This is a genomic window from Shewanella yunxiaonensis (genome assembly GCF_018223345.1).
GTDB classification, from domain to species: domain Bacteria; phylum Pseudomonadota; class Gammaproteobacteria; order Enterobacterales; family Shewanellaceae; genus Shewanella; species Shewanella yunxiaonensis.
Window position 1 is genome coordinate 2,026,170 of record NZ_CP073587.1, and the last position, 12,310, is coordinate 2,038,479.

General features: G+C 47.1%; 10 protein-coding genes and 1 tRNA gene. 5 read left to right on the forward strand and 6 right to left on the reverse strand.

All coding sequences use genetic code 11. The features are described 5' to 3' along the window. Positions 1–18 precede the first annotated feature (18 nt). Positions 19–1,893 (reverse strand): cation:proton antiporter, encoded by a 1,875-nt coding sequence (locus KDN34_RS09275; RefSeq protein WP_212593534.1) that lies wholly within the window; start codon positions 1,891–1,893, stop codon positions 19–21. Positions 1,894–2,594: 701 nt separating this feature from the next. Here KDN34_RS09275 and KDN34_RS09280 point away from each other — a divergent pair. Then, entirely contained in the window at positions 2,595–3,020 is a 426-nt protein-coding gene (locus KDN34_RS09280) for an Ivy family c-type lysozyme inhibitor (protein WP_212593535.1), read from the forward strand. Between the two features lie 369 nt (positions 3,021–3,389). On the opposite strand, the gene KDN34_RS09285 is transcribed toward KDN34_RS09280, so the two are convergent. From KDN34_RS09285 to dnaQ, 3 genes are all read right to left on the reverse strand, one after another. After that, positions 3,390–3,466, reverse strand: a tRNA-Asp gene (locus KDN34_RS09285). A 110-nt stretch (positions 3,467–3,576) separates the two neighbouring features. Further along, complete coding sequence (locus KDN34_RS09290) at positions 3,577–4,893, reverse strand: TIGR03503 family protein (RefSeq protein WP_212593536.1); 1,317 nt, start codon at positions 4,891–4,893, stop codon at positions 3,577–3,579. A 20-nt stretch (positions 4,894–4,913) separates the two neighbouring features. Next, positions 4,914–5,648 (reverse strand): DNA polymerase III subunit epsilon, encoded by a 735-nt coding sequence (gene dnaQ / locus KDN34_RS09295; RefSeq protein ID WP_212593537.1) that lies wholly within the window; start codon positions 5,646–5,648, stop codon positions 4,914–4,916. Positions 5,649–5,714: 66 nt separating this feature from the next. Here dnaQ and rnhA point away from each other — a divergent pair, with 66 nt between their 5' ends. Then, entirely contained in the window at positions 5,715–6,191 is a 477-nt protein-coding gene (rnhA, locus tag KDN34_RS09300; protein WP_212593538.1) for a ribonuclease HI, read from the forward strand. Here rnhA and KDN34_RS09305 read toward each other — a convergent pair. Together KDN34_RS09305 and KDN34_RS09310 are read right to left on the reverse strand one after the other, a co-directional pair. Further along, a complete protein-coding gene (locus tag KDN34_RS09305) occupies positions 6,173–7,084 on the reverse strand; it encodes a LysR substrate-binding domain-containing protein (RefSeq protein ID WP_212593539.1) in 912 nt (303 codons plus the stop codon). The two genes, rnhA and KDN34_RS09305, sit on opposite strands and share 19 nt — an antisense overlap. Positions 7,085–7,093: 9 nt before the next feature. After that, positions 7,094–7,813: a class I SAM-dependent methyltransferase gene (locus tag KDN34_RS09310; protein WP_212593540.1), complete on the reverse strand. Its 720-nt coding sequence runs from the start codon at positions 7,811–7,813 to the stop codon at positions 7,094–7,096. A gap of 117 nt (positions 7,814–7,930) precedes the next feature. Between KDN34_RS09310 and gloB the strand changes: the two genes are divergently transcribed. The 3 genes from gloB (at position 7,931) to KDN34_RS09325 (ending at position 12,262) form a co-directional block, all read left to right on the forward strand. Further along, positions 7,931–8,752, forward strand: a complete 822-nt coding sequence (gene gloB, locus KDN34_RS09315; protein ID WP_212593541.1) for a hydroxyacylglutathione hydrolase — start codon at positions 7,931–7,933, stop codon at positions 8,750–8,752. Between the two features lie 243 nt (positions 8,753–8,995). Further along, positions 8,996–10,543, forward strand: a complete 1,548-nt coding sequence (locus tag KDN34_RS09320) for a lytic transglycosylase (protein ID WP_212593542.1) — start codon at positions 8,996–8,998, stop codon at positions 10,541–10,543. A gap of 165 nt (positions 10,544–10,708) precedes the next feature. Then, complete coding sequence (locus KDN34_RS09325; protein WP_212593543.1) at positions 10,709–12,262, forward strand: methyl-accepting chemotaxis protein; 1,554 nt, start codon at positions 10,709–10,711, stop codon at positions 12,260–12,262. Positions 12,263–12,310 lie beyond the last annotated feature (48 nt).

Genomic DNA, 12,310 nt, shown 5'->3' on the forward strand with positions numbered 1-12,310 from the left:
TCCTAATGGAAAAAAGAATTATCCCGACTGTCCTACTGTTTTAGGAACGACTTCTACATTTTTCTTGCGCTCGTTCTCTTCAGCGGCTTTCTGCTGATGCTGCTCCATCGCTTCTTTAGGGATCAAACTGATAAGCTCGATGCCATTAGGCAGATCTTTAGTATCAGCAGTCACCACGAACACCTTGCCACCTTTCATATAAGCTAATGGGATCACCGTCTCGCCATAGCGCTCACGAAAATTAGTATAAGTAAAAGCATCGGTAATATTGGTACTTTTAATCACTGCGTCACGCGACATCAGACTATGCAGACGGGAATAGGACACTTTTTCACTGAACAGGCACATACGCCGTAAGTATGATTCTGATAACTGATGTCTGGCACTACCACCATTGGCATCATTAGTATTCACGCCGAACACTTTTTCAGCGCCAAAAATGTCCTGAAAATGGAAAAACACCACGGGATTTAACTGCTGGTAAGGAGAAAGGATCAATACCCGACCTATCCCGCTCAGGTCTAAATAGGTTTCCGCGTGTTCAGATACCGGATTGCCAAAATAGACCTGAATATTATCCATCCGCGCCTGACGTACGTTATCCCAGTTACTATCGGCAATAATGACTTTTATCCCTTTAGCCACCAGCATCTTGGCAAACTCACGCGCGAATTTGGAGCCCCCGAAAATTAACACGCCTTCGGCAGTGTCGGCTTTCACACCTAACCATTTAGCCCAGCGTCTGGCGGTCAATGACTGAAAGACCACTGTCCCGATGATGATCAAAAACACCAGCGGCACCAATGCCCCAGCACCTTCAAAGCCACGATTTTCCAATTTTATGGCAAACAGCGAGGAAACGGCGGCGGCCACAATACCACGCGGTGCAACCCAACTTAAAAACCATTTATCATTGGTATCCACCGATGTCCCGATACCGGAAAGCCAGACACTGAGCGGTCGCGCTACAAACAGCACTACCAGCAATACCCCTATGCCTCCCCAGCCAAGATCCAGCATCGCATGAGAATCCAGCCTGGCAGCTAGCAGAATAAACAACGCCGAAATCAACAGCACCGTGAGTGTTTCTTTAAATTCCAAAATGTCGGCGATATTCACGCCGCGCATATTCGCGAGCCAAATGCCCATGATGGTCACGGTAAGTAGCCCGGACTCCTCTTGCAACAGATTTGAACTGACAAAAATGCCCAGCATAATGGTCAGTACCGCAGTATTCGTCAGATAATGCGGCAACAAATTACGACGCAGAATAATGCCCACGGAATAGCCAGCCAAAGCGCCCAGGCCGAAACCGATTCCCAACATGGAACCCAGAGCACCCAAGACGTGAGACGTTTGATCGCTACTCACCGTGATATATTCAAATACCAACACTGCCAACATTGCGCCGATAGGATCAATAACAATGCCTTCCCAGCGCAAAATATTGGCAAGTTGTGCCTTAGGACGGACAGTCCGCAGCATTGGCACAATGACTGTGGGACCGGTAACAACAACTAGCGCGCCAAACAGCAATGCTAACGGCCACTCGAACCCCAACATATAATGTGCGGCCGGCGCAATGCATCCCCAGGTAATGAATGTTCCCACCGAAACCAGATGAGTCACCATCCGGCCATGATCTTTAATCTCTTTAAAATTGAGTGTCAGTGCACCTTCAAACAGAATGACGGCAACACCAAGGGAAATGATGGGAAATAACAAATCCCCAAAAATTGCATCAGGTTGCAATAGATTTAGTACCGGTCCTAATAACAAACCGCACAACAATAATGGCAAGATAGCCGGCAAACGATACAGCCAACCTAGCCACTGGCAGATCAGTGATAACACGCCAATAAATGCCAACATGGCGGTAATTTTTTCTACCATAAATTTCTAATCCTGGTTTTCCTTGCTACCCAAACGGTAGCGACCGATAACAACATCAACTTTTGAGAGTATGTAAGGAAACCGCTGACAGGATCAACGGCTGTCTGAGTTCTAGGACATTAAAATCACTAATTATGACCAATTGATAACGAAAAATGAGCAGATGTTAGATTTAAATAATGTATGACGACTGAAAAGTGGCGAAATATGCCGCATACGATGAAGTCTTGCTGTTTACAGTGACCGTTGACTATTTGATTGCAATGCCTCCGTAATTCGTCCCCCCAGTATAAGGGACCTATAATTGAATCGCTCTTCGCCTCTCAATACACATTTATAAACATCGAACGCCAGCAATTTAGCTGGTCACTCTGTAGCATTAGTCAAATTTGATCCATAGAATGCCCACACCGCCCTTTTAACGCACGGGATCACGGAATGTGGCGAAGCGGTGTCAACCGGCATCCTACCATCACCACAAGTAGAAAACCTTAGTTTAGGGTGTGACTATAGAAACATTAACCACGCCAGCCCCCGACTTAGCATTCCCCAATGGTTAAATAAAAGGGTTTGCTATTCCCAACTGCAAAAGCGAAATGGTACAAAAGTTGATGAGACCTTTACCGGTGAAATGGCGACACTGATTAATAGGATCAATGATGGCGCGTGGATAACGCATGAGGTTTTCACATGGAGTTACTATGAAATATTGTCTTAATCTCTTTGGTCTTTGTGTACTGTGCATTAGCGTGTTTATTCCGGCAGTAGCAGACGAATCTCACGAGGGTAAGTACCTGTTTGAAATATTAGACGATGCCACATATCTCAAAACCTGGGATGCATTAATTGCTTCGCAAAAAGACGCGCCGCTGTGGCTCAAACAATATGGTAAAACACGCAATGGCCCAGCAACTCCAGGGGAACCGTTTACCGTTGCCGACCGCACATTTGAAGTTTATATGGTCTGTAAAACCCATGACTGTGGCGGCAACCAGTTTCACGTTATCTTTCTGAACAAGGGCACGATTGCTTATGGGCTATTACTCCAAGATACAGAAATTGAAATTTTTGGTGAGCCAGATAATGCAGTACTCACAGCGCTAAAACACGCACAGGGTTTGCAATAACACACATGTGATATCGGTGCATACGGCAACTATTGTGCATACCTTCGACCTATGAGCTGATTCAGCGCAATACCCTGACGCTTAGTCATGACAAAAATTCTTAGGACCACATGGAGCTGATAGCCGAATAGATAACGACAAATGAGCATTAGTGAGTTGAATCCATTCCAGCTAAGGCAGTTGTCGAAAAGTCAGTGAAACATAAGTAGCTTACAAGGCATTGTGGTCGAAGAAATCTCACTGTTGAATCTGCAGTTTATACACCATAGAAGTCACAAAATGGGCCACTGTCACGAAGACATAGTTTCTTTGATTTAAAATATAAACATAAAAAAAGCCAAACTATATTAATAGCTTGGCTTTTTTTATTGGCGGGATGGACGGGACTCGAACCCGCGACCCCCGGCGTGACAGGCCGGTATTCTAACCAACTGAACTACCACCCCAATAATCGCAATGAATAATACGGTAGCACATTGAAAAACGTCAACAATTTTTATCGCTTTTACATCATTATCCAAGCAACTCTACAACGGATAATGCAATATAAAGTGACTTATTGACGCGGCTGTTCATCTTCATCAGGGATTGATAAATCAATATCCTGCAAGTCCGGCGGTTGTGGCTGCGCCCGCTGTTTTGATTGTAATTCCTGCTCAGCCATCGCTAAGGCCATTTTCAACGAAGCGCGTTTACGTAAATACAGGATCAGTACAATTCCCAATACCAATAATGAACCATTACCAATCGCTATCCACAGTAGTGCACTATTCTTGGCCTGTTGCTCTTCCTTAAGTGCTTCTGCGGCTTGAATAGCGGCGATCTGTTGCGGACTTGGTGGCGGCGCTGGCGGCGCCACATAGTTAAAGAACCGTTCAGGCAGTGTCACCACGATTTCACGCCCGGCCCAATCGGTACTGAATAATGTGCCTTTAATGCGATAACTACCGAACTCAGTTACTTGCGGCAACTCCAGCGCATGATCCGCTTGTTGCAGGTCACGCACGGTCATTGATAACTGAAATCCAGCAGGACCGACAATGTCCAGCTGGAAATAGGTTTCGGGAAGTTGTAATTGTTTGGTATCTACTAACAAATGCAGTTCCCACGGTTGCTTATGCGGATCTACTGGTGACTGCACTTTAATGTCTGCGGGAATTGGGGACAGCATGAAAGCCTGTTGATATTCGCGATCAAACACCTCATTTTCAACTTTCAATTCAAGCGTGTAGTGGCCCCAAGGCTGATTGAGATTAATATCGGACGTAAAAATACCATCATCTGGCTTCTCATCGAGCTTTTCGCCGTTATCCTGGTAACTTCCGACAGAGAATGAACCCGCTGCAAAATTTTCATCTTTAGCCTGATGTTCAGAGATAAATTTAGCGTTCCACTGCAACATGTATGCAAGACCAGGCAACCGCATACGTAACTGATCACCCGTCAATCCGGCCGTGAGTTTCAAACGTTCGCCCTGGTAAAGTGGCTGTGGTAAAGGATCGACCCAAATACCCAGTTTGGATATTTTGGTGATCTGCGAACCAGGCACTATCTCGCCGAGAAGCTGCCAGGGACCCGGTTGAGGATGTTTAATCTGGATCATGTCGCCGGTAACACTGTCTTCCCAACGCACAGTTTCAGGATGACGGCTGGAATACCACTTACTGCCATCGGGCAGTACAACCACTACGGGAGCCGAGCCATACTCCCGCTGCACCATCAATGTGAGTTCGTCCACCATGTGATCGATGCGAAAACGATTTTTCAGTTCAGAAGCCTGCGCCAATGACATGATCTCCTCAGGCGCAGCGATGGCTGAAGAGATAACACTGAAAAGACACAGAAACAGACACCCTAAGGGCGAGATTCTCATACGGCCCGATATTCCCTGTTTTAATTACGCCACAGACACTTACCAGATTTAGCCACTAAATCCAGCCGTTGCTCGTGCATACTCAGTTCATCGGCCGAAGCACTGATCACTTTAAGTTTGGGACGATTATTGTCGAGTCGAATAATACCGCCCTCGGCACCTTCTCCCGCCCCAGCATCCAGACTCAAATTAAATTTTGTCTGGCCACCGGTCATTGCCAGATAAACATCGGCCAGAATTTCAGCGTCAAGTAATGCGCCGTGGTACTCACGACGGGAGTTATCAATTTGATAACGTTTACAGAGCGCATCCAGATTATTTTTCTGCCCGGGATGTAAAAATTTAGCAATTGCCAAAGAATCCAGTATCGAGCAAATATCTTTAACCTTTGGCCCTTTTGGTGTCAGCAGTGAAAACTCATGATCAATAAAACTGACGTCAAACGAAGCGTTATGCGCGACAATTTCTGCCCCTTCAATAAACGCTGAAAACTCTTGGGCAATTTCCCGAAATAAGGGTTCATTGGCTACGCGGTCATTGGTGATCCCGTGCACGGCAATGGCTTCTTCATCAATGGCCTGTTGCGGATTCACATATTTATGAAACGTACGGCCGGTGAGACGACGATTAATGACTTCAACGCCACCAATTTCAATGATTCGATGTCCAAGGAACACCGGGCCGCCGCTTTGATTCATGCCAGTGGTTTCGGTATCAAGAATGATTTGCCTGGCGGCACTAGAAACTATATTCATATTATTTTTGCTGCTTGCTCAATAACAACTTAAGATGACGGCTTTGCCGGCTATGTTAGCAACTTGATGAACGAACTGAAACAGATAGAAATTTTTACTGATGGCTCCTGTCTTGGCAACCCCGGTCCCGGCGGTTATGCCGCAGTTTTGCGCTATAAGCAACATACTAAAGAATTATTTGGCGGTTATGCGCTGACCACCAACAATCGTATGGAACTGCTCGCACCTATTGTCGCATTGGAGAGCTTGAAAGAACCCTGCCAGGTCACGCTCACCAGTGACAGCCAGTACATGCGTCAAGGTATTACCCAATGGATCCACAACTGGAAACGCAAAGGCTGGGTGACTTCCAGCAAAACCCCCGTCAAAAATGTCGATCTGTGGCAACGGCTGGATAAAGCAACCCAGCAGCACCAAATTGATTGGCATTGGGTGAAAGGCCATGCCGGACATCCGGAAAATGAGCGCTGCGATGTGTTAGCACGGCAAGCCGCCGAATCTCACCCTAAGCAAAAAGATGTTGGCTATGAAGCCTCTGTTTGATGTTGTAACTGTAGAAAATCATTGCAGAAATTGATAAACGCACTGGCCAAAGGTGTGAAGCTATGATGCTTGTGTCGAATGAGATAAAACGGTCGGGATAAGTCCAAGCCCGACACATTCACCACGCCTAACTCGCGCCGAGTAATCTCTCGCTCAATGGCCAGTTCTGATAGCACACCCAATCCGGCGCCCTGCTTTACCGCTTGTTTAATGGCGTCAGGGGTCGGAAAACAGAACTTCACCTCAGGGTGCAAATCCAGCTTATTGGCATTATTTACAAAATATTCGCGCGTCCCAGAACCTTCCTCACGCAACACCCAAGAAGTGCCTTGTAGCTGTGCTGGAGATACCGTTTTCCCCGCCAACGGATGAGCCGGATGACAGAAAATGCGCAATTGATCATGATGCCAGGGAGTAGTCACAATGCGACTGTCCAGACAATATCCTTCTACAAAACCAAGTTCTGCACGAAATTCAGCCACCTGCTGCACCACATTACGGGTATTATCAATCGTCAGTTCAACTCTGGCTTCAGTATGCTGCTGGCTAAAGGCCACTGCCGCCTTCGTCAATAAAAAATTACCGATAGTATTGCTGGCACTGACATTCAGACTTCCCGCTAACATCGTCGATGGCGAAGCGAATGCACTTTCGATATCTGCGATTTGCTGTAATACCTGGCTGGCCATAGGCAACAAGGCACTACCTTGTGAATTAAGTAATAAACGATTGCCGGAACGCTCAAATAAACGGCTATCCAGCTGCCGCTCCAACTCCGCGAGCGCCATGGATGTTGCCGGCGCCGACAGGTTAATCATTTCAGCAGCTTTGGCTACCTGACCAGTACGCGCGATGGCTTCGAATATCTGCAACTGTTTTAACGTTATGCGCATTCTTCCGTATTATTCCCGTTTCATGCGACCGGAATAGCCGGCAGTAGGCGCCGGCTGCCAGCCCCGCACACGTTTACGCTGGCGATTGGCAACAGGCGTTAATGGTGCTTCCAGTTTTCGGGCAACTAACAGATAAACCGCACCAGTTCCTGGTAACCAACGGTACTGCCACTGCCGCAATAACGCCGGGAAATCCCATTCAGGCATAAAGGAGTGGTAACACAAACGTTCATCATGAACCAATTGATATCCCAGTAACCCCAGCCAATCCCTGACCCTCGCCGGCATAAAAAAGCTCCCCGTCCACGGCCACTGCTGTTGATATTTAGGAAATAATTTCCCCATGTAAGCACAGCTGAAAGGATTGATGCCACTGATAATCAGATAACCACCGCTGACGAGTACCCGGTCAACCTCGCGTAATAACCGGTAGGGATCCTGCTCAAACTCTAACAACAGATGCATCGCTACGGCATCCACACTGGCAGATTTAAGTGGCAACTGCGTGTACTCACCTTGCAAGGAAGCACCGTGCTGAGGAAAGATAGAAAACTGATGTTGTACAGCACATTTGCTGCTATCTAAATCAGCACTTAATGGGCCGAGTTGCAGCAGATAATAGCCAAAGATCCTAGGCCACCAGTATGCTAATGACTGTTCAAGGTCATTACGTAATTGCAGGCCTCCAGGAATCGCTTCCCAGGCGGGGCCTTGCAGATCTGGCGCCATAACTGCTCCGATTTGACTATTGTGATAACAATAGCTTAATAATGATCGGTCAGTTCAAGCAAGGACTGATGCAGTAAAATTAGCAGTGTTCACAGTTGCAGCAATTCAGGAGTAGATATGTCCGTCATCGATTTTCCTACGACCCATCATCAGGGGTTTTCTGTATTCCCGATTGCCGCATTTAATGACAACTATATTTGGTGCATACAGACAGACGGTAGTCAGCGCGGTTGGGTGATTGACCCCGGCGACGCAGCTGCAGTTATTGAATGTTTCCAGCAGCGCCAATTGCTGTTGGCCGGCATTCTTATCACCCATCATCACCGCGACCATACCGGAGGGATCGCTGACCTATTGCAACATTATGGTGATGCAGTCCCGGTATATGGGCCACTAAATCCGTCCATTCCCGAAATCAATCATACGCTAATCAGCGAAACGGAATTGCGACTAAAAGGTGTTGATGGTGAAGTGTTACATGCTGGAATATTTTGCGTACCTGGGCACACGCTCGATCATATTGCGTATCTGATCGGCAATGCCCTATTTTGCGGTGATGCCCTGTTCAGTGCTGGCTGCGGCCGACTATTTGAAGGCACACCATTGCAACTGTACCAATCGCTAACCAAATTTGCGCGGTTACCCGAAAGTACGCTGGTTTATCCCGCACATGAATACACCTTGTCTAACCTAAAATTTGCCCGCACCGTAGAACCGGATAATCAGGCCATAGTCGATTATATGCGAGAGGCAACACATCTGAGGCAACAACAGCTTCCCACATTGCCCTCCAGTATCAAACGAGAGCTTGTCATCAATCCTTTTTTACATTGCACCGATGAACGCTTAACCACGATTCTTAGCCAGCACAGTCAACAAATCGCGGATTCCGCCGTGACCCGCTTAAAACTTCTCCGTCAGTGGAAAGACAATTTTTGATTTGTTGGTTACAATGGATCGATTTTAACGCCATCAGTTGTTTTAAAGCTCTGATGATATCTCCTAACGTTATGATAATTTAGAGAATTAGTTTAAATTCGGCCAGCGCCTATCACCGCTCATATTTTTACCGGAAGCTTACCCGGGCACATCTGACAAGCAATAACATCTACGTCAGATGATTCAAAGGTGCTGGTTCACTACTGTTTCTGTCATAAGACAGCTTTTTGAGGATAGGCGCTTTTGAAGCAACGGAACTTATTAACTACCGCCGGGATTGTTGTGTTTTTAGCCGGCTGTCAGACTGTGCCGTTACAGTCAACAACTACCCCGCCCCCAAAACCTACAGCCACCGCCGCTGAAATTTTGCAGAAGACGCCACAGGAACCTCAACAACCCGAACTGGCAGTTACCGATGTATGGCAGCGGGTACGTAACCAACTCAACTTACCTGTGCCAGATGTCAAACTTATCGACGAATATCGCGACTGGTATATCCACAATCCTAAACATTTGGAACAGATTTCAGAGCGGGCAGCACCGTTCTTATATCTGATTGTTGACCAGATTGAACAACGCCATCTGCCGATGGAGTTGGCATTATTGCCAATTGTTGAAAGTGCCTTTGATCCTTATGCCTATTCACCCGGCGCCGCATCAGGGTTATGGCAGTTTACCTCGCCGATGGCTCGCCATTTTGGTTTGAAAATTAACTGGTGGTATGACGGCCGTCGTGATGTGCCTGCCGCCACCAAAGCCGCATTGGACATGATGCAATACCTGTATCACAAGACTGGCGAGAACTGGCTTTACGCGATTGCGGCCTATAACACGGGTGAAGGCCGAGTGCTGAGCGCCGTCAAACACAACGAACTTCGTGGCAAACCTACTGATTTTTGGTCGTTATCGCTGCCTAAAGAAACTGAACGTTACGTCCCGCAACTACTGGCACTCGCCGATGTGGTGAAACATGCGGATAAATATGGCATCAAGCTGGCGGCCATCGACAACCAACCCGCAGTTGAAGTAGTTGATACAGGTAGTCAGATTGATCTGGCACTCGCCGCCAAACTGGCTGACATCGATATCAGTGAATTGCAAAAACTGAATCCGGGCTATAACCGCTGGGCGACGGCACCTAAAGGACCTTTCAAATTGGTGCTGCCCGTTGATAAAGCCCAGGATTTTGAAGTAGCCCTGGCAACAACCGACCCGGCAGATCGTTTGAACTGGTTGCGCTACGAAATCCAACCGGGAGATTCACTGGGGTTGATCGCCAAGAAGAATCAGACCACGGTCGACATCATTCGCTCAGTTAATGACATCAAAGGGAATACCATTGTCGCGGGCAAATACCTGCTAATCCCGGTTTCTCTGCAAGATGCCAGTGATTATCCGCTGTCTGCTGATAATCGATTACTTAACAAGCAGAGCAAAGGCAAATATAAAACCACCTATGAAGTGCAATCTGGAGATTCACTGTGGAAAATAGCCCGACAGTATCAGGTAGGCGTGGGTGAACTCGCGAGTTGGAATGGAATGGCCGCCAAAGAAGCACTGCATCCGGGTAAAGTACTGGTGCTGTGGCAACCAAAAACCACTAGTAATGGTGCTATTACCCGAACTGTAAAATACAAGGTGCGTAATGGAGACTCTTTAGCGCGGATCGCTGATAAGTTTAACGTTACGGTTTCACAGTTACAGCAATGGAATGAATTGCAGCAACAGAAGTATCTGCAACCAGGCCAGGTACTCACTTTATTTGTGGATGTCACTGCAAGCGGTAGTTAACTGGTTGTTTTTGTGGCGAACAGCACACATTTTACTGTTCGTTTGACCTTTATCAAAGTTTAACAATCCAAACTGAGCGGATAGTAATCTCTAAGTGAAGTGTCACAATTTTGACGCCTTCAATTTTAGATAATGTAGATAGACTTAACTTAGCTCTGTGTGGATATGAAGCGAGATAATTACATCACTGAAGTGGAAACTGCGGTGCCGGTAGATAGCCGGATTCTTTCCACTACCGATTTAAAAGGGAAAATTACTCACGTTAATCAGCAGTTCTGCGACATTTGTGGTTATACCCAAGATGAGCTGCTGGGTCACGGCCATAATATTGTGCGTCATCCACAGATGCCTAAAGCGGCATTCGCAGATCTGTGGCACGATATTCAGCAGGGTAAAAATTGGATGGGCTTGGTTAAAAACCGCCGCAAGGACGGTGGTTATTACTGGGTAAACGCATTCATCACCCCAATCCGCCGTGCAGGTAAAATCTTTGAATATCAATCCGTCCGTACTAAAGCTGATAAAGCACTGGTGCAGAGAGCTATTGCTTGTTACGCCGATATTGAGAAAGGCAAGTTACCCTTACCCAAATTTCCTTTATCACTTACCGCTAAAATTGGACTCCCTTGGGGAATATCCACCGCCTTGCTACTGGCGCTCCCCTTCGTCTCCGTAACGATTGCCATCCCTTTCGTGATCCTATCGCTGCTACTGATGAGCTGGAGTCTTGTCCGGCTTTCGGCCCGATGCACCCGTTTGCAAAAACTGAGTGATGATGTGCAGCAAAGCAAACTCATGCAGGCCATCTATACCGGTGACACCGATATTCTATCCGCAGTAGAACTCAGTTTGAGAATGCAGAAAGCCGAGATCGTAGCCATTACAGCCAGGATTGATGACACCAGCGACCATTTGAATGCTAATTTGCAATCTCATCAGCAGTCGGTCGATGCCAATCATAGAGAGCTTTCCCAACAGGCACTGGCACTAGATGAACTGGCAGCAGCAATCAGTCAAATGAAAAGTGCTATCGCCGAGATTGCTGCCACCTCCTCCAATACCGCCTCAGATGTCACTAACCTTGAAGTTAGCAATCAGGACACCATGAAAGCACTTGAGGCGAGCAGCGCAGCTAACGCTGAAATGAGCGGCTTACTGCAAAAAGTAGCATCACAAATTGCGGAGCTCGATCAGCAATGCGCCAGTGTGAACACGGTACTTGCAGTAATTGAACAATTATCTGAACAAACTAACCTGTTAGCGTTGAATGCGGCGATCGAAGCGGCACGTGCAGGTGAAGCTGGCAGAGGCTTTGCCGTCGTTGCTGATGAAGTACGCGCACTGGCACAACGCTCATCAGGTTCGGCCAAAGAGATTTATGGCATTATTCACCAGTTAAGTGAGCAGAGCCAGCAAGCAGTCGCCGAGATGGGTAAGAGTCAGACGCTTACCCAACACAGTATGGAGCTGGAACAACAGTTAGTAACTCGGCTTAATGACGAAGCCAAAGCATTGGGACGTATCACCGCCAATAGCCACCAGATTGCGGTGGCAACGGAAGAACAGGCCTATACCGTGGATCAACTGCATCTGAATTCCTGCCGCCTTCAAGGTGGAGTAAGTAAACTGCAGGAAAATAGTCACGAAGCTACCAGCCACGGCGAAGAGCTTCGACGGCAAAGTGAACGGCAAAAAGAGCTGATTGCCCAATTCAAATAACCACACAATTGCTTCGAGAAAATAAAAGCCACTGAATAGTGGCTTTTT

Coding starts and splice junctions, on each gene's coding strand:
- KDN34_RS09325 (WP_212593543.1), top strand. CDS start 10,709: ATGAAGCGAGATAATTACATCACTGAAGTGGAAACTGCGGTGCCGGTA.
- dnaQ (WP_212593537.1), bottom strand. CDS start 5,648: ATGAATATAGTTTCTAGTGCCGCCAGGCAAATCATTCTTGATACCGAA.
- rnhA (WP_212593538.1), top strand. CDS start 5,715: ATGAACGAACTGAAACAGATAGAAATTTTTACTGATGGCTCCTGTCTT.
- KDN34_RS09275 (WP_212593534.1), bottom strand. CDS start 1,893: ATGGTAGAAAAAATTACCGCCATGTTGGCATTTATTGGCGTGTTATCA.
- KDN34_RS09305 (WP_212593539.1), bottom strand. CDS start 7,084: ATGCGCATAACGTTAAAACAGTTGCAGATATTCGAAGCCATCGCGCGT.
- KDN34_RS09290 (WP_212593536.1), bottom strand. CDS start 4,893: ATGAGAATCTCGCCCTTAGGGTGTCTGTTTCTGTGTCTTTTCAGTGTT.
- KDN34_RS09310 (WP_212593540.1), bottom strand. CDS start 7,813: ATGGCGCCAGATCTGCAAGGCCCCGCCTGGGAAGCGATTCCTGGAGGC.
- KDN34_RS09280 (WP_212593535.1), top strand. CDS start 2,595: ATGAAATATTGTCTTAATCTCTTTGGTCTTTGTGTACTGTGCATTAGC.
- gloB (WP_212593541.1), top strand. CDS start 7,931: ATGTCCGTCATCGATTTTCCTACGACCCATCATCAGGGGTTTTCTGTA.